The sequence below is a fragment of the Microcystis sp. T1-4 genome, from assembly GCF_000297435.1.
In the GTDB taxonomy this organism is placed as follows: Bacteria; Cyanobacteriota; Cyanobacteriia; order Cyanobacteriales; family Microcystaceae; genus Microcystis.
In genome coordinates, this window is the sequence record NZ_CAIP01000098.1 from 1 (window position 1) to 18,858 (window position 18,858).

Sequence of the window (18,858 nt, forward strand, 5' to 3'; positions counted from 1 at the left end):
GCCATATTCCTTTGAGAATGATCGTTTACCAGAAAGTTTTGTTCATATCGGTAGTCTCGCTGAATTAGCTCACCAACGACAAAAATATATTCTTAGCCATCTCGACAGTAATGGCAACGTGGAAGAACTCGCTCAAGAATGGGTGCAAACACTGCTCGCTAATCTAACAACTTAATAGTTTCTGGAAAATTCAGCCAAAAAAGAGGCCACTTTCCGCAAGATGACCTCTAAATTTTTTTGTTAGGGGTTAGTCAGTTATCAGTTATCAGTTATCAGTTATCAGTTATCAGATGTTAGTTTTCAGTTCACTGTTTACTGTTTACTGGACGGCTACGCCGTGCCTTTGGCAACACTGAAAAAAGCTTACCTATTCCCCAGAAGCATGAGGACCGATTTTGAGAACTAAAACCCCTAAAGGTGGTAAACAGAGATCGATCGAGTGGGGGCGGCTATGATAGGACCATTCCTCCGACCATTTACCTCCGAGGTTGCCCATATTACTACCGCCATATTTACCCGCATCGCTGTTAAAGATTTCCTGATAAAAACCGGGATGGGGTACACCAACGCGATAATGGCTGTGGGGTTGGGGAGTAAAATTACAGACCACCACCAGAAACTCCTGCCAATTTTTGCTCCAGCGCAGGAAAGAAACGACGCTATGACTATTATCACTACAGTCGATCCACTCAAAGCCATCTTGACCAAAATCCTGGGTATATAGAGCAGGTTCACTCTTATAGGTGGCGTTCAAATCCGAGAAAAATCGTTTTAGCTGTTGATGGGGTTGATACTGCAAAAGACCCCACTCCAAATCACCCCAAACATTCCACTCACTCCACTGGCCAAATTCCATGCTCATAAACATGGTTTTCTTGCCGGGGTGGGTAAACATATAACTAAATAGGGCCCGGACATTGGCAAATTTTTGCCACTCATCCCCCGGCATTTTGCCAATCATATTACTTTTGCCGTGAACCACTTCATCGTGGGACAAAGCCAGCATATAATTCTCGCTGTGGTTATACCACATACTAAAAGTGACATTATTTTGATGGAATTGACGGAACCAGGGATCCATGCCGAAATAATCGAGCATATCGTGCATCCAGCCCATATTCCACTTCAAATTAAAGCCTAAACCGCCCATATAGGTGGGCCAGGACACCATCGGCCAAGCGGTGGATTCTTCGGCAATAGAGAGAATTCCGGGGAAATAGCTAAAAATTACATGATTGACTTGACGCAGGAATTCGGCGGCCTCTAAATTTTCCCGGCCACCGTACTCGTTAGCCACCCATTCCCCATCTTTACGACAATAATCGAGATAGAGCATAGAAGCCACCGCATCCACGCGAATACCGTCAATATGGTACTTATCGAACCAAAATAGGGCATTAGCCACCAGGAAATTTCTGACTTCATTGCGACCGTAGTTAAAAATTAAGGTTCCCCATTCCTTGTGTTCCCCCTTGCGCGGGTCACTGTGTTCATAAAGATGAGTCCCGTCAAAGAAAGCTAACCCGTGACCATCTTTGGGGAAGTGACCCGGAACCCAATCCACTAGCACACCAAGCCCATTTTGGTGACATTGATCGATAAAATACATGAAATCTTCAGGATTGCCGTAGCGACTGGTGGGGGCAAAATAACCCGTCACTTGATAACCCCAAGAACCATCAAAAGGATGCTCGGCGATCGGTAATAATTCGATATGGGTGTAACCTAATTCTTTAACGTAGGGAATTAGTTTTTGGGCTAACTCGTAGTAACTCAAAAAGCGCGCTCCAGTGTTCCATTCCGACACGGGAACCGCTTCTCCTTCCCCGGAAAGTAAACGGGGGGGTTCGGCACTGGAAGTGTGCAGCCAAGAACCGAGGTGTAATTCGTAAACGGAAACCGGTTGAGTTAAAGGATCGCTATGGCGGCGTTTTTCCATCCAATCGCTATCATCCCAAGTATAGCTATCTAAATTGGCCACGATCGAGGCGGTTTTCGGGCGTACTTCTTGGGCAAAACCGTAGGGATCAGATTTTTCGTAAATATGACCTTCCCAATTTTTGATCTCGTATTTATATTTAGTGCCAACACCGATTTCCGGGATAAACAATTCCCAGACCATATTATTACGTTTCCGCATTTGGTGATCCCGACCATCCCAGCTATTGAAATCACCAATAATCGAGACGTTGCGGGCATTAGGAGCCCAAACGGCGAAATAAACCCCTTTAATACCCTCGATTTCAGCTAAATGCGCCCCTAATTTTTCATAAATGCGGTGATGGTTGCCCTCCCCAAACAGGTGTAAATCAAAATCGCTGAGTTTGGCAGAACGGAAGGCATAGGAATCATAGATGACCCGTTCCTGTTCTCCCTCGTGAATGCGTAATTGATAATTGTTCAGTTCACCGATATCGATGACGCACTCGAAAAAATGGGGATGATAAGCGGTCGTCATGGGATATTCTTGTCTTTGGGACGGTAAAATAACCCAAGCGGCCGTGGTTTTCGGTAAATAGGCTCTGACAACCCATTTATTTACTTTTCCTTCTTCTTCTAGGGGATGGGCCCCCAAAACCTCAAAGGGATCGTGATGGAGGTTGTTGACGATTTGATGGACTTGTTCGGGGGATACCACTATAGACATTCAGTTAACACTCTTGACATCTACAATACTTATAGCAAGGAAATAGTCATTTTTTCCTTGCCTTCTGGGAATTCTCAAACTAATGATATATTCTGCCTACTTAGGGTCTGCTGAAAAAGGTTTTCGTGGGGGTAGGGTGTAGGGTGTGGGGTGTGGGGTGTGGGGAAGTGGGAAGAATAAATACAATAATCTCCTGACGACCGACTCCTGACGACCGGCTCCTGACCCTAACAACAATTTTTGATTTTTACAAGAGGTCTATGGTAAAACTGCCAATTTAATCTCGATTTGGTCATTCTCGATGTTAATCTAGCGGATAGTCTCGAATTTGACCTACACTACATCTCTACACAGTTCTTAACTGGAACGAGTTTGATCCCTAGTAGATTGACTTTCTTCTAATTCAGCTTTGATTTTTACCGAGTCTTCAATCTGCTGGGCTTCTCGCTTAAATTCACTTTCAAATTCCTTTGATGCTTCTTGAAATCCTCGAATCGTTTTGCCTAAACTGCGACCGATTTCTGGTAATTTTTTTGGTCCGAAAACTAGCAGGGCAATCAAGAGAATTAACCCCATTTCTGGCAATCCAATCCCAAAAATATTCATGTTTTTGCTCCTAATAAAAAGCTCGCGGTGGGCAATAACCCACCTGCCAAAGTCCACGGGACAATTGTGCCGCCAAAAATGCCGACAAGATTGTTGGAATCTGCTTACTGACCCCAATCTACATTAAATCCTTCTAAAATTAGGGAGGAGTTGTAGATCTGTAAAATAATCAGCAAAAAGACTAAAAACAGAGCCATAAACACTCCCATCAGCAAGGTAGTTCCCCAACCGGGAGAAACTTTACCATATTCTGAGTTGAGGGGACGAAGGATTTCACCTAAGCGTGTACGCTGTGCCATAAGTTACCAAGAAAGATCTGTAAATGATAATTTTGTATTGATCCGTAATTTGACGAACTGCCAACCGATCAACCCAGTGAGATAAAATCTACTGCTGTTGCCAGTGGAGCTTTTTTGGTCTAATTCCGAACGGAATCGTTTTTCGCCTGCCCTGCCACGCCCACAAGAATCTGCAAGCGCCTACAGTACGGGAATTATTCTAACATTGTTTGGTGATCTTCTCAGGATTTAGCAGACGGTCGATGGGAGGATTTTTCAGTTATCAGTAATCAGTAATCAGTTATCAGTCAGGGGTTGGGGTTGAGGTGATGGGGGAGAAAAAAGCTGATCAGTGATCACTCAATCAAGTCTCCTTCGGTGCTATGATCGAGGATGTAAAGTTTTATCAAGACTACCTTAAACAAGCTCTCAAGAGAGGATATCAAGAACAACAGATGGCTTACACACTTCCCGCTTTACCCTACGATTACACTGCCTTAGAGCCTTGCATCACCAAAAGTACCCTAGAATTCCACCACGACAAGCACCACGCCGCTTATGTCAATAACTATAACGGTTTGGTCAAAGATACGGAACTCGATGCTCTCTCTTTAGAAGAAGTTATCGTTAAGGTGGCCGGTGATGCCTCTAAAGCTGGGGTTTTCAACAATGCCGCCCAATCATGGAACCATAGTTTTTATTGGAACTGCATGAAACCGGGTGGTGGCGGTGCGCCTACTGGTGCTTTAGCCGCTAAAATTAACGCAGATTTCGGCAGTTTCGAGAAATTTGTCGAAGCTTTCAAAACTGCGGGTGCTACTCAATTCGGTAGCGGTTGGGCTTGGTTAGTTCTCGATAAGGGTACTCTCAAAGTTACCAAAACCGGCAACGCTGACAATCCTTTAACCGCCGGACAGGTTCCCCTCTTAACTATGGATGTGTGGGAACACGCTTATTATCTCGACTACCAAAATCGTCGTCCCGATTACATCAGCGACTTTTTAACTAAGTTGGTTAATTGGGATTTCGTGGCTGCTAATTTAGCGGCGGCCTAAAAATTTGGCTCAGTTAATTCAGTTATCAGTTATCAGTTATCAGTTATCAGTTAGGCTGCCCGCGCATTTAAATTGCTTGTTGAGATGAGGCACTCTTGCACTCTTGCAACAGTAAAGGGAGCGAAGCAGATGCAGCTAATCTCAGGATAGTCGGTGAAAATGCGTCTTAGCTTATCAGTTATCAGGGGTTGGGGAGCAGGGAGAAACCATCCATAGGTTGGGGGTTAATACTACTCTTAAAATTGGCAAATCTCTCTAATATTAATTATCCTTAAATATAGATAACCAGAAAAAACTTTTTTAACATCGATCGCGCTGCTCGCACAATGGAACAACCTGTCAGTTGGATTATTCCCCGTCATCCCCGTCCCGATTATCCCCTGTTTGTATTTTTACCCGGAATGGATGGCAGCGGCCAACTATACCATCGTCAGATTAAAAACCTAGCCCCTTACTTCGATCTGCGTTGTTTGGCGATTTCCCCGCAATATCTCGGTGATTGGGAGGAATTAAGCACCCTCGTGATCGCTTTATTGGCCCAGGAATTAAAGCAACAATCGAGAAAAGTCTATCTCTGCGGTGAGTCTTTTGGCGGCTGTTTAGCCTTGAAAATAGCGATAAAATCACCAAAATTAATTAAAAAACTGATTTTAATTAACCCCGCTTCTTCTTTTAATCAAAGACCTCTTTTAAGCTTGGGAATCGGTATCACCCAGATGATGCCCGATTTCATCCACAGCAGCTCGGCCCTAACTATTTTACCCTTTCTGGCCGCTCTGGGTCGAATGTCTAGGGAAGATCGCCGCTCTCTCCTCAAAGCCATGCAATACGTCCCACCGAAGACGATTAGCTGGCGTTTATCCCAGTTACAACGGTTTCAGGTTAGTGCCAGCGAGTTAAAAGCTCTGCAATTGGAGGTGTTAGTGATAGCCAGTCAAGGCGATCGACTGTTACCATCGGTAGCGGAGGCTAAACGCCTAATTCAGCAGTTACCCGCAGCAAAATTAACGATTCTGCCTAATAGTGGTCACGCTTGCCTGCTGGAAACCGATATTCACCTCAAAGACATTCTCCATCACCATGCTTGTCTCCCCCGAAGCTTACCCGCAAAAAGTCACTGAGGATGGTTCTTATACCTTTTTTTCGACCGAATTCGGCGAATGTTATCATTCTACCTCCGGGGCAAGGGAAGAAGCCGAGAAAAAATTTATCCTCTCCAGTCGTCTGGCAGCAAAAGCAGACCAGAGCAATAATCTAAAAATTCTTGACATTTGTTACGGCTTAGGGTATAATGCCGCCGCTGCCTTGGCAGCCATTTGGCAAGTTAGGGGGGATTGTCGGGTAGAATTATTAGCTTTAGAAAGCGATCGAGTGGTTCCCCTAGCGGCTATTAGAGAAAATCTCTTAAATAGTTGGAGTCAACCAATTCCCCAATATTTAAATGATTTTGCCCATAATCACCGGCTAGACCTGCCTAATCTCACGGCTAAACTGTTAATCGGGGATGCGCGACAGACGATAACCAGGGTGATTGACGCGGGTTTTCAAGCAGAGGCAATTTTTCTCGACCCCTTTTCCCCGGGTAAATGTCCGCAACTGTGGACGGTGGAGTTTTTGGCTTTAGTGGCCAAATGCCTGAGTCCGACGGGTTATTTAGTCACCTATTCCTGTGCTGCCTCGGTGCGAAGGGCTTTACAATTAGCAGGATTGCAGATTGGGGCCACCGATAGCGTCGGTCGGCGATCGCCAGGGACAATAGCCAGTTTTTTGTCCTTACCCCCATCTCTATCGGCACAGGAACGGGAACATCTGCAAACTAAAGCCGCTATTCCCTATCGAGACGCGACTTTAACCGACCCAGCCGAAGTTATCATACAACGTCGTCGCAGCGAACAGGCTCTCTGTGACTTAGAACCGACTAGCCACTGGAAAAAACGTTGGCAAAGATCGGTTAGTTCGATCGCAATCTCGGAATGAGAATATGTAGTTAAATGCCTGAGAATTGGGGCTTTTGTTGAAGAAAAATTAAGCATTCTGCTGATCGGCTTGTTTTTTTTGGGCCAGTTAGATAGCATGGGTTTGAGCAGGACGTTATCTGCATAAAAAAGGTTCCCCGGCCAGATAGATTTTTTTGTTAAACCAATTCAGCCTTAAGGCGATCAAGAGCGACTCTTCTTAACGATCAGTTTGCCGATCTAGTATTAACCGGAGGACAGGAAAATGAGTAATAAGAACGACCCAAAATATCAAAAAATTAAAGGTAAACTGGAAAGAATTATCCCCTTGCCAGAACCGCAGCAAAGTCTGGCTCTACATCGTATAGCCAGAGAGGAGCAAGAAAGTTTTGACAAGATCGAAAAATATTTTAATCGGCTTATATGGGAAAAGATTCATGAAAAATTAGACCGAATTAACAATGAAAGAGATAATATTGAAAAGTTAAGGCTTTTAAAAGAACTGTCAGAGTCTAATTTTTTGGGTTTTTCTTTAGATGAATATAAGAACTTACTAAAACAAACCAAGATTTTATCGGAAGAAGAAATTAGAAAGAGAATAAAAGAAATTAAGCAAAAAGCGAAAAACCCTATTCAAGAAGCCATCTACTTACAAAAGCTATCAGAAGATAGTGGCTTATCCCCGGAAGAATGCAAAAATTTATTAAATGAATACCGATTTGATTGGACTGATTTTGAGCTGATCCTCAAAATAGCTTCAATTGTTACCGCTTTAGGCATTTTTGCTGGTGTAATCACCTATTGGTGGGAAACGGATAAACGACGAGCGCAAGAGAATAATGATGCTTGGACTGTTCTCCGTTCAGCAAAAGAAGATCCTGCTAGTAACGGAAGAATTGATGCCTTGGAGTCTCTCAGTAGTGGTTGTAAAATGCCAGAAAATATATTCACTTGGCTATTAACAAAAGTTGGCCTGCAAGAGGATTGTGTCAAATTGGTGGGGGTAAATCTCAAATCAGCTAATTTACCTGGAGTCGATATGCCAAATAATGATCTATCCAAGGCACAATTACAGAATGCCAATCTTGACGGAGCAAACCTAAAGAATGCCTATCTAGACGGGGCCGATTTAACTGGAGCGAGTCTCAGAAAAGCTGACTTAACAGGAGCCGATTTAAGAGGGACAAATTTACAGGATGTTAACCTGTCCAATGCCATTTTAAATGGAGCAAATATCACCAATGCTAATCTAGAGGGAGCTAATTTATCTAATGCAGATTTGAGAAATACTAATCTCCTGAATACTTCTTTAAAAGATGCACGTGTTGAAGGGACAATATATAACTTTAATACTCAAACTTTTGATTGGTTTAAATCACAAGAAGACACCCATTTAATCTGTGATCGTGAAAAAGATATTAAAGATGAATGTAATTCTCTGCAATTAAACCAAGCAGATTTAGAGGAAGTAGATCTGAGCAACACCTATTTACAAAAAGCGAATCTAGGTCACGCTAATCTCATAAATACCAGGTTAATTAATGCTGATTTGAGGGACGCTGATTTAACTCATGCAGATATCCGAGGGGCTGATTTTACCGGTGCTGTCTTGACAGGTGTTAAGATTGATCATGCGATCTATGATGATCGTACTAAACTCGATCAAAGTATCTTTTCAAATTCGACAAAGTTTTACAAAATTAGCCTTTTTAATCGCCTAAAAAGAGACTTGCAGCCAGCACAGAAGGACTTAAAAGATGCCGATCTAACACGCGCAGATCTCCGAAAAGCTGATTTAAGAGGAGTGGATTTAACAGGTGCAAATCTGGAGGATGCTGATTTAAGAGGAGCGAATTTAGAGGGGGCCATATTAGATAAGGCTAAATTAAAGGGTGTTCTTTATGATAAAGAAACGAAACTAGATAATGGTGATCGTCAAAAATTAATAGCTGCTAAAGCTTATTATATTGAAAATAAAAATCCCAACAATCCAGGTGATTTAGTGGCAATAGATTTATCTAATCGAGATTTGGAAAAAACTGCTTTACGAGAAGTCAACCTTAGGGGTGCTAAATTGGAGAAAGTCAACCTGATTAGTGCTGATTTAGGGGGAGCTAATTTAAGTTCTGCTACACTGGTAAAAGCCGATTTATCCCGTAGTAATCTTAGTCAGTCTTTCCTGAACTTTGCCATCCTTGAAGGTGCTAACTTAAGTGGTGCTGATTTAAAAAAAGCTTACCTGATCGGAGCTAATCTTAGAAATGCTCGTTTAAAAAGCTATCTAGATGCTAAAACAAATCTAGAGGATGCAGTTTTAATTAAGGCAATTTTAGAATCAGCAGATTTAAAAAATGTATTGTTAATTAATGCTAACTTAATCAGGGCAAATCTCAGAGAAGCTAACCTAAAACAAGCGGATTTAAGACAGGCTAACCTAGAACAGGCCGACTTGAGAGCTGCCGATCTTACGGAAGCGGATTTAAGCGGTGCTAACTTAGCAAATGCTGACTTAAGAGGAGCAAATTTAATCAAGGTTAAAGTTGATAGCAGAACTAATTTTAAGGGAGCATTAATTAATGAAGAAACCAAGTTAGATTTTGATAGACCCAACAGTAACTTTAATCAAGTTGCCAAAATGTATGAAGAATTTTCAAAAGTAGTTTATTTTATTACTCGACAGCGGCAATCTTATCTAATTGTTAAAAATCTATCGAACCAAAAAATAGAAACCATAAGTTGGTTGCCGACATCGAACAGTTATCAAGGATTAATTGATTTACCAAAGAATCTTAAGGATTGTTCAGCTAATAATTTAACCAGAAAAATCGACTTAATCGGCATCGACTTGTCCGATCGAGATTTAACTAAAGTCAACTTATCCTGTGTAGATTTAACCAAGATTAGTCAGAAAGGATTGAAAAATACTATCCTAGAAAAAGCTAATTTAATTGGAGTTAATTTAAGAGGTGTTAGTTTGGAGGGAGCGAAATTAGATAAAGCCATTTACGATCAGAGAACAATTAACACGGTGGATCTAAAATATCAAAGCTTATTTAAGCGAGCTTATAAAATTGAACCTAAGTCAGATTTGTCTGAAGCTGACTTATCCGATCAGGTTTTAGATGGCTTAGATTTACAAGGTGCTGTTTTAGAAAAGGCAGAATTGCCAAGAGCGCATTTAATAGGCACACAATTACAAGATGCAATTTTAAAAGATGCCAATTTAACCAGTGCAATTTTAAAAGATGCCGATTTAACCGGTGCAGATTTAACCGGTGCAAAGCTACAAGAAGTGATCGGATTAACAGTTGAACAACTGGAAACTGTTAAAAGTCTCAAAGACGCTCAATTTAGTCCTGAATTGTGTCAAGCTGTTGGAGAGGAACTCAAAGAAACTAAGGGTAAAATTGCCGATTGTCCCCAATAACCTAGTTAGGGTTTGCTCAATAAATCTAAAAACCTTGTTGGGTAAGACTTTTGGACTTTTTTCCCATCAAAAAGTGCCAGACATTGGGGTGATCGGGGGGGGAAATTTAGGCACTTTTGCCCTGAAAATTAGGTAATTGACCCCCTGAAAATGGGTAAAACCCTCACCCTACACCCTACCTGCCCCCCCGATGTCGGGGGGGTTGGGGGGGCCACACCCTGTCCCCAGGAAAAACTTTTTCAGCAAACCCTAACTAAAGACTTCAACGGGATTAATTTGACAGCACAAGCTTTTAATTCTGGTTGTAGGGAAATCGGACAAGCAGCCGGATGGGTGAGACTATTAGCCTCAGCATTTTCTGCCCATAAAGCCCCCCAGTGCATCGGCACAAAGACACAATTAGGAGCAATTGCTTTGGTAATTAAAACGGGAAAACGGGCAGAACCGCGACGAGAACGCACTTCCACCCATTCCCCAGCTTCTATGTCCAATTTTGCCGCATCTTGGGGATGAATTTCCAGAAAAGGTGCGGGGTGCATTTTGACAATTTTCTCGATGCGGCCGGTGCGAGTTTGGGTGTGCCAGTGACCGTACAAACGCCCCACGGTCAAAACTAGGGGATAATCATCGTCGGGGGGTTCCGCTAAACCTTTACTGTGGTAAGCGGCGAAAACAGCACGACCATCGGCAGTATTAAATTTACCATCGGTATAAAGGCGTTTTGCGGCTGTTTTTTGGCTTTTATGGTCATCTTTAACTAAATTACCCAGTAATTCCCCAGAATTAGCGGTTTTAGGGGCGGAAATTTCATCGATGGAATCGGGCCACGGTCGGGGAGTCTCGGCCAGGCGCTCATAATTAATCCCTGTCATATCACAAGGACGTTTATATGTCAAGCGGGCAAACTCGGAATATACCTCGGCCGAATCCTGAAAATTAAATTGTGCCTGAAAACCCAAACGGCGACCAACTTCGGCAAAAATTTGCCAGTCGGCCCTAGCTTGACCGACGGGAGGGCGAAAAGCCTTATTTAACGTCACCATCCGCTCAGAATTGGTCATTGTTCCCGTTTTTTCGCCCCATTGGGCTGCTGGCAGTAATAAATGGGCATAGGCGCTGGTTTCCGTCGGATAGTAGGCATCCTGATGGACAGTAAAAGGTGATTTTAACAGGGCTGCCTGGGTGCGTTTTAGATCAGGCATACTAACAGCCGGATTAGTGGCAGCAATCCAAAGTAATTTCACCTCTCCCGTCTCCAAACCGGTAATCATACTCCAAGCATCGCGACCGGGGACCGGAGAAATCCGACCGGCGGGTAAACCCCAAGCTTGTTCCACTTCGGCCCGGTGTTGGGGATTTTTGACGGAACGATAACCGGGGAGAAGATGGCAGAGGCCGCCGGCTTCCCTTCCTCCCATGGCGTTGGGTTGTCCGGTTAGGGAAAAAGGACCGGCCCCCGGTTTACCGATATTAGCCGTCATTAGGTGTAAATTGATTAAAGTGCGGGCTTTGGCCGTGCCTTCCCTAGATTGATTGATACCCATCGACCAGAGGGAAAGCACTCTTTTCGATTCGGCCCAGTAGCGGGCAGCCTGTTCTAAATCCTCGATGGGGATACCGCATTTAGGGGCGACTATTTCCGGGGGATAATGGCGGATAATTTCGGTGTATTTGTGGAAATCCCTGGTGCATTGATCGATAAAATGGCGATCAATCGCCCCCCAATTCAGTAACAGGTAAGCAATACCGTTAAATAGGTCAATATCGGTCCCCGGGTTAATGGCGAGGTGGAGAGTAGCGGCCTCGGCGGTTTTGGTGCTGCGGGGATCGACGACGATTAATTTCGCTTCTTTGTTACCTTTGAGATACTTGTGCAGACGGTTAAAGATGATGGGGTGACATTCGGCCGTATTTGTCCCCACCAGAAAGGCACAATCGGTTAATTCTAGGTCATCGTAACAGCAGGGGGGACCGTCAGACCCGAAACTATTAAGGTAAGCGGCCACGGCCGAAGACATACAGAGACGGGAATTAGCATCAAAGTTATTGACTCCCAGACAGCCCTTGACCAGTTTTTGGGCGATGTAGTAATCTTCGGTGTGAAATTGTCCCGAACCGTATAAACAGATACTTTCCTTTTCCCCCTGAGCGATTAGAGTTTGGATGCGGTTAACGATGCGATCGAGGGCCTCTTCCCAAGTACAAGGACGAAATTGCTCTTGGAGAGAATCGCGGATCATCGGGGTTTTGAGGCGATTTTTATCGATTGATTCCGCTACTGTGGCCCCTTTAACACAGACCATACCTTGACTGGAGGGGTGGGACTTGTCCCCGAAGACTTTCCATGCTTGTCCGGCCGACGCGGGGGGGGTGACTGTCAAACCACAACCTACTCCACAGTAAGGACATTGGGTTTTTGTAGATTCAGTCATAAGCGGTTGGTCTGATTAGTGGCGCTGTCTTTAGGCATACTAAGATAGTCGGCAGATTTTCTCGGCCAAATTGTAGTTATTAATACAATTTATTAGAAGCCTTGGCCAAATTGCCATTTTCGCGATGCAAATCGCGCATTAAACCTGGCTAGATAAAATTTGCTGATAGGTGTGAGGTGTGAGGTGTGAGGTGTGGGGTTTTATTGTTGCCTGATCTCCACAAGCAATTTCAATAGTTAACAGCTTAAAAAGCATACACTTGTTCTCGTGTTGAAAAAGAATCGGGATAGGATAATAGTAGTCTCTAGGGTGCGGAAAAAGTTTTCAGCCAGTCATGACCTACGAACCTCTACATCATAAGTATCGTCCCCAAACCTTTGCCGATTTGGTGGGACAATCAGCGATCGCCACGACCTTGAGTAATGCCTTAATCAGTGAGCGAATCGCTCCTGCATACCTATTTACTGGACCCAGAGGCACGGGGAAAACCTCCTCGGCGCGAATTTTAGCCAAATCCCTCAACTGTCTGTCTAGTGACCATCCGACACCGATTCCCTGCGGTAAGTGTTCCGTCTGTCAAGCGATCGCCAATGGTTCGGCCCTAGACGTGATCGAAATTGATGCCGCGAGTAATACCGGTGTGGATAACATTCGGGAAATTATCGAGCGATCGCAATTTGCCCCCGTCCAATGTCGTTATAAAGTCTATGTCATCGATGAATGCCTGACTGGGGATAGCCTTGTTTTCACCGAAACGGGATTAATCCCCATTAATCATCCTGAGATTCTCGGAAAACGAGTTCTCAGTTACAACGAGAGCAGCGGAGAGTGGGAATATAAAAAAGTCCTGCGATGGCTAAACCGAGGCGTAAAAGCAACTTTAACCATTCAAACCAGAAATCGGACGATTAATTGCACTGGTAATCATTTGATTAGAACAGAAAAAGCATGGATACAAGCAAAAAATCTCAAAATCGGCGCTCAGATCCTATCCCCTGTGAATGTGGCTGCGGTGCAATACACGCCTAGTATCATAAAATCCCCTCAATGGCTGACAAATTTCGAGGAAGTGATAGGGATTCAAGAAGGTGACACAGAAAGCGTCTATGACCTAGAAGTGGAGGACAATCATAATTTTGTTGCCAATGGGTTATTAGTTCATAACTGCCATATGCTCAGTACGGCGGCCTTTAATGCTTTGCTGAAAACTCTGGAAGAACCGCCAGATCGAGTGATTTTTGTGCTTGCTACCACGGATCCTCAGCGTGTCTTGCCTACCATCATCTCCCGTTGTCAACGCTTTGATTATCGCCGTATTCCCCTCGATGCGATGGTGGCACACCTGCAAAAAATCGCCCAAATAGAAGCGATCGATATTAACCTAGAAGCATTAACCCTAGTGGCTCAGATCGCTAACGGTGGTTTACGCGATGCGGAAAGTCTCCTCGATCAATTAAGTTTACTCGCAGGAACGATTACGGCCGAGCGAGTCTGGGATTTAGTCGGTGCAGTCCCCGAAAGAGACCTCTTAACCCTACTTAAAGTCATTCATAGCAATATTCCCGATCAAGTTATCGAACAATGTCGCCATCTGATGAATCGCGGGAAAGAACCTTTAATCGTCTTGCAAAATCTAGCGGGATTCTATTTAAACCTACTTTTAGCCAAAACTGCCCCTAATCGTCCAGAAATGGTGGCTGTGACCGCTCCCACTTGGCAGGAACTGTGTACGGAAGCGCGTACTTGGTCTTTAGAGGAAATTCTCCGCGGTCAACAACTGCTTAAAGACAGCGAAACGCAACTAAAAAACACCACTCAACCCCGTCTCTGGTTAGAAGTCACTCTCTTGGGACTGTTACCGCAAGCACAGGTGATTCCTCTAGTTGCCACGGCAGCGCCTTCCCGTCCCCAAACCAGCGTCGAGAGGCCCCCAGAAGTGATCACAGCGCCGGCGCCGGTTAATGAACCGATAAAACCGCCAGTTATCCCCCCGACAACTAGGGTCGAAGTGCCGAAAACTGAGGTTAAAACTGTTGCCAGTGATGACAATCATGAACAAATTTGGCAGCAGGTTTTAGAAGTAATGGAACCCCCCACTACTCGCACTCTCCTACGTCAGCACGGCAGTCTTTTTAATATGGAAGAATCGAGCGCTTATTTAAGTATATCTTCGGAACAATTATTAAAAATGGCCCGGCTGCGCTTGACTAATATTGAGTCAGCTTTCGAGGCAGTTTTTCAGCGCCGGATTAAAGTTCATTTACAGGTAGGTTCCGCCACTGCTGCCACGGCTGCGGAGGTTTCCCAATCCCCAGCAGCCAAGATGCAACCACCACTGGAAACCGCACCAAACCCACCAATAACTCCCGAAAATAAAGTTATGACCGTGGTGGATATTCCCCCGGTCAAAGAAGCAAAGATCACTGCATCGGGAACCCCAAAAACTCCTAGCACAGAACTGCCTCAAAAAATATTAAATTTTGATTCATCTTTGGAGACATTAGATCAAGATGTCGATGTTAGCGAAATTTTGGCGGCCGCTCAAAAGTTAGCGAAATCTTTTGATGGTGAAGTGGTCAATATGGGTTATTCACTGCCGGAAAATTCGGCCGCAGAAACTAAAGTTAATAAGTCTGTGGAAAATATGACTATCGTGCGCGGGAGACCTGATGTTAACGAAATTTTAGACAGTTTGGAGGAGGACGAAGACCTTCCTTTTTAAAGCTATCCCAACGGCTTGTGCTAAACTAATAGGATATGCCACGTCTCAGGATTGGCTATTCTTGCTCAAATTCTAGCTACTAGACCTATGACACCCGAAACTAAGGCCAGAATCGATCAATTAGTCCAGAATAACAAAGTTCTTGTGTTCATGAAGGGCAATAAATTAATGCCTCAGTGTGGTTTCTCGAATAACGTCATACAAATTCTCAATATTCTGGGGGTTTCCTACGAAACTGTCGATATTCTGCAAGATCAGGAGTTAAGACAAGGAGTTAAGGAGTATTCCAATTGGCCAACTATTCCCCAAGTCTATATCAACGGTGAGTTTATTGGTGGTTCCGACATTATGATCGAACTCTATCAAAATGGGGAACTACAACAAATAGTCGAGGTAGCCTTAGCTTCCTAAAAATTTTCTAGGTTAGGTTAGCTATCCTAACCTAGTTTAAACCTACCAAACAGTAATCAGTGATCAGTAATCAGTAATCAGTGAAAAGACGGCAATTTTCTACTTAGGGTTTGCGGCAAAAAGTACGGGCGAAGCATTCGGGCAATAACCTATCGGTGAAACCGTAGATTTTCTATCCGAATGCTTCGCCCCTACAGGATGCGGAGTGATAACTGATAACTGATAACTGATAACAAATCCGTTTTTAATAGTGTGATTAACTCTCAAGTTATGAATTGTTTCTCCCTTCTCCCCACACCCTACACCCTACACCCCACTCTCCTATACCTTTTAAACAGGATTTAGTATCACTCCCCTTTAAAACTGTCCCTTGAATTCCTCTCTATCTTGTGCTATCAGGAAACTTTGTTGGGGAATACCGATGTGAATTCCCTTCTCCTCAAAAGCAATCTTGAGACGACGACGATACTCTCTTTCTATGTCCCATTGTCGTAATCTTTTGACGACAATTCTGAGCATAATTTCCATTCCCGTGTGAGAAACCCGACTAACACCAGCAACCTGCACAGGATTGATGATGTCTTCTTGCCATTGTGGATCTACAGCCATATTTTCAGCGATGGCTGCCATTAAAGCGATCGCCAGATCTGGCTCGGTGTCATAGGCAACTTCGATGGTAAAATCGACCCGCGCCCAATCTTTACTGAGGTTGTGTGAGCTAATAATTTGGTTATGGGCAATAGTGATTAAACGTCCATCAGCAGCCCGCAATTGAGTCGCTCGCAAACTCATATTTTCCACCAAACCAGTAAACTCCTGAAACTGGACCATATCACCGACAGTGTATTGGTCTTCAAAGACAATCAGAAAACCGTTAATCCAATCTTTCAAAAGATCCTGAAAGGCAAAGGTGAGCAATGCTCCCACTAAACCGGCTCCCGTGAGTAAAAAGGCGAAAGAAAGACCCATCCAAGCCAAAAAACCAAAAATTCCCAGAAAAATAGCGATAAATGTGATAATTTCTCGCCAAACCTCCAATAAAGTGGGAGCGCGCAGAATCCTCCTTTCCAAATTTTCCGAAAAAACCGCTCCTTCCTCTACCCACTCGCGTAGCCGAAAATTAACGTAGAGATTAACCATATTGCTCACTGATGTCAGCAGCAACCAGATAATAAAAATCCGCAAAGGAATACGAATTATTCCGCGTCCTTCTAGCCTAGTTTCAGGAAATACATACAAAATCGCCGCTATTCCGCCAAACCAAAGCAGTATCAGTCCAATGAAAGCTAGTCTTTTCCAGAGAATATTTAGCGTTAGTTGTCGCTGAATATCGGCCTGTTGACGGAAATTAGAGGAATCTCCTAGAGCGGCTAAAATCGGCTCTTGGGAGCGATCTTTTCTGGGGGGGGAATTTATGGGTAAATTTTGATCGGATTGCCTTTTAGCTTGTTTTTTGAGGAGATTAAAGCGATTTCTTAGGTGTTTCTGCCACCAAATTGATACCCAGCTTAAGAAAGTTAGCCCCAAAATAATTATAGTGGCAGTCATTACCTGTTGCCGACGAGGGGCGGGCTGACGTTCTTGCCAAGCTTGGAGCAAAGCTGTTTGGATGATTTTAACCCATCTGTCCGCTAAATCGCCAACAGAAGAAGAATCGATCAGGGCATCAACTTCTGTCACTGTCAGAATTACCTGTTGCGGTAAATTCTGGTTATCCTTGGCCACAATCACGGTTAAATTATTCAGAGTCGCCGTACTTACTTGCAGGGTTGTCGGATCGAAACCCCGATTGATAATATTATTTAAACCTCTTTCAATGCGCCTAGCCCGTCTTTCTACCGGGGAGAGTTCCCGGGACTCAGAAGCGGTAAAATCTTGGGAGGCAATCTGAAATAAGGCAAATCCATCTAAATGCACGGAAGCATATTCTATATCCCCGGCTACAAAAATCCTTGTTCCCGTGGGAGATACAAATGGAACCAGAAAATTTTGGCCTAGGGATGGCGGGGAATTAAGAACAAATATACTAATTAACAGGCAACTCGCCAATCCTTGAATGACCAGATTGAAAATTTTTCCCCGTTGCCGTCGTCCCATTGCCCAAGTTTCCTTTTTGATTAACAATGATCTTGAGTCGCTTTCTCAGCTTATGACAGTTATCTTAAGGGTGAGATCAAAAGTTTTCGTTTTGGGGAGTCGGTCGTCTCTCTCCCTTCTCCCCTCTCCCCACTGATAACTGATAACTGCAATCCCCAAACCCCAACATTAGTTAACTTCTCATGTCCAATATACCCCCACAGTGGCGCGAGGAAATCACCTCTTTACCTCCTTGGTTACGGCGTTCGCTCGGCAAATCTAGCGAAATCTCCACAGTTCAGCGCATTATCAAACAAAGGAACATTCATACTATCTGCGAGGAGGGTCGCTGTCCCAATCGCGGCGAATGTTATGCCCAAGGTACGGCGACTTTTTTGTTGATGGGGCCCACCTGTACCCGATCCTGTGGTTTTTGTCAAGTGGATAAGGGTCATGCACCCATGCCTCTCGATGTGGAGGAACCGCAAAAAGTAGCGGAAGCGGTGCAATTGTTAAATTTAAGTTACGTTGTCTTGACTTCTGTAGCTAGAGATGACCTCGAAGACGGCGGAGCCAGTTGGTTTGTGCGGACGATGACGGCCATTCGCGAACTCAATCCCCACACTTTAATTGAAGTGTTAACCCCAGATTTTGCCGGAGGCAAGGGAAGTCAACAGGAACGGGTGGCGACGGTGGTGGGGGCAAAACCCGCCTGTTACAATCACAATATCGAGACGGTGCGCCGTTTGCAAAAGCCGGTTAGACGCGGGGCTAAATACGATCGCTCTTTGGCGGTTTTGCGTTATGTTAAGGAAATCGATCAATCAATTGCGACGAAATCCGGCTTAATGGTCGGTCACGGTGAGACAAAAGAGGAAATTATCGAGACTTTGGCAGATTTACGGGCGATCGACTGCGATCGAGTTACTATTGGTCAATATATGCGTCCTTCTCTGGAACATTTGCTCGTACAGAAATATTGGACTCCCGCAGAATTTAGCGAGTTGGGAGAAATTGCCCAAAAAATGGGTTTTTCCCAAGTTAGATCTGGACCTCTAGTCCGCAGTTCCTATCATGCCGGAGAGTAAATCAGTTATCAGTTATCAGTTATCAGTTATCAGATGTAAGTTTTAAGTTAATTTTTGTAAATCTACCAAGTTGGGATTTTTACGGAGAAACTCTCGGCTAAAATTGGGCGTTACTTTCGATTTTATCACTCAATCCAAGCCTTTGGGGGGTTCTACCCCCC

The 18,858-nt window shown here is 44.1% G+C and carries 12 protein-coding genes and 2 pseudogenes; 9 read left to right on the top strand and 5 right to left on the bottom strand.

Annotation, left to right across the window (positions count from 1 at the left end):
- Window positions 1-367: 367 nt before the first annotated feature.
- The 3 genes from glgB to psbH form a co-directional block, all read right to left on the bottom strand.
- The gene (gene glgB / locus MICAI_RS05390) at window positions 368-2,647 is read right to left on the bottom strand and encodes a 1,4-alpha-glucan branching enzyme (protein WP_008198860.1); all 2,280 of its coding nucleotides are present in this window, start codon (window positions 2,645-2,647) and stop codon (window positions 368-370) included.
- A gap of 357 nt (window positions 2,648-3,004) precedes the next feature.
- Entirely contained in the window at window positions 3,005-3,253 is a 249-nt protein-coding gene (locus MICAI_RS05395) for a TatA/E family twin arginine-targeting protein translocase (RefSeq protein ID WP_002735474.1), read from the bottom strand.
- Between the two features lie 104 nt (window positions 3,254-3,357).
- Complete coding sequence (psbH, locus tag MICAI_RS05400) at window positions 3,358-3,552, bottom strand: photosystem II reaction center phosphoprotein PsbH (RefSeq protein ID WP_002736544.1); 195 nt, start codon at window positions 3,550-3,552, stop codon at window positions 3,358-3,360.
- A gap of 434 nt (window positions 3,553-3,986) precedes the next feature.
- Between psbH and MICAI_RS05405 the strand changes: the two genes are divergently transcribed.
- From MICAI_RS05405 to MICAI_RS27760, 6 genes and pseudogenes are all read left to right on the top strand, one after another.
- Window positions 3,987-4,586, top strand: a complete 600-nt coding sequence (locus MICAI_RS05405; protein WP_039899642.1) for a superoxide dismutase — start codon at window positions 3,987-3,989, stop codon at window positions 4,584-4,586.
- Window positions 4,587-4,912: 326 nt separating this feature from the next.
- On the top strand, window positions 4,913-5,707 hold the full coding sequence (locus MICAI_RS05410; protein WP_008198868.1) for an alpha/beta fold hydrolase: 795 nt from the start codon (window positions 4,913-4,915) through the stop codon (window positions 5,705-5,707).
- On the top strand, window positions 5,667-6,563 hold the full coding sequence (locus MICAI_RS05415) for a tRNA (5-methylaminomethyl-2-thiouridine)(34)-methyltransferase MnmD (protein WP_008198870.1): 897 nt from the start codon (window positions 5,667-5,669) through the stop codon (window positions 6,561-6,563). Before MICAI_RS05410 ends, MICAI_RS05415 begins: the two co-directional genes overlap by 41 nt.
- Before the next feature lie 909 nt (window positions 6,564-7,472).
- Window positions 7,473-9,731: pseudogene (locus tag MICAI_RS22460) on the top strand (pentapeptide repeat-containing protein); the annotation flags it as partial.
- Window positions 9,647-9,853, top strand: coding sequence for a pentapeptide repeat-containing protein (locus tag MICAI_RS27755; RefSeq protein ID WP_369751899.1), 207 nt, complete (start codon window positions 9,647-9,649; stop codon window positions 9,851-9,853). The pseudogene MICAI_RS22460 and the gene MICAI_RS27755, both read left to right, overlap by 85 nt.
- Window positions 9,756-9,968, top strand: a pseudogene (locus MICAI_RS27760) (pentapeptide repeat-containing protein); the annotation flags it as partial. The gene MICAI_RS27755 and the pseudogene MICAI_RS27760, both read left to right, overlap by 98 nt.
- Before the next feature lie 239 nt (window positions 9,969-10,207).
- On the opposite strand, the gene MICAI_RS05425 reads toward MICAI_RS27760, so the two are convergent.
- Window positions 10,208-12,400 carry a molybdopterin oxidoreductase family protein gene (locus MICAI_RS05425; protein WP_008198875.1) on the bottom strand — a complete coding sequence of 731 codons (2,193 nt, stop codon included), beginning with the start codon at window positions 12,398-12,400 and terminating at the stop codon, window positions 10,208-10,210.
- Window positions 12,401-12,734: 334 nt separating this feature from the next.
- On the opposite strand from MICAI_RS05425, the gene dnaX reads away from it, so the two are divergent.
- Together dnaX and grxD are read left to right on the top strand one after the other, a co-directional pair.
- Window positions 12,735-15,122, top strand: coding sequence for a DNA polymerase III subunit gamma/tau (dnaX, locus tag MICAI_RS05430; RefSeq protein ID WP_008198879.1), 2,388 nt, complete (start codon window positions 12,735-12,737; stop codon window positions 15,120-15,122).
- 87 nt (window positions 15,123-15,209) lie between these two features.
- Window positions 15,210-15,533, top strand: a complete 324-nt coding sequence (gene grxD / locus MICAI_RS05435) for a Grx4 family monothiol glutaredoxin (protein WP_002780647.1) — start codon at window positions 15,210-15,212, stop codon at window positions 15,531-15,533.
- Between the two features lie 357 nt (window positions 15,534-15,890).
- Here grxD and MICAI_RS05440 read toward each other — a convergent pair whose 3' ends face one another.
- Window positions 15,891-17,630, bottom strand: a complete 1,740-nt coding sequence (locus MICAI_RS05440; protein WP_008198881.1) for a mechanosensitive ion channel family protein — start codon at window positions 17,628-17,630, stop codon at window positions 15,891-15,893.
- A gap of 182 nt (window positions 17,631-17,812) precedes the next feature.
- On the opposite strand from MICAI_RS05440, the gene lipA reads away from it, so the two are divergent.
- Complete coding sequence (gene lipA / locus MICAI_RS05445; protein WP_008198884.1) at window positions 17,813-18,697, top strand: lipoyl synthase; 885 nt, start codon at window positions 17,813-17,815, stop codon at window positions 18,695-18,697.
- The last annotated feature ends 161 nt before the right edge of the window (window positions 18,698-18,858 follow it).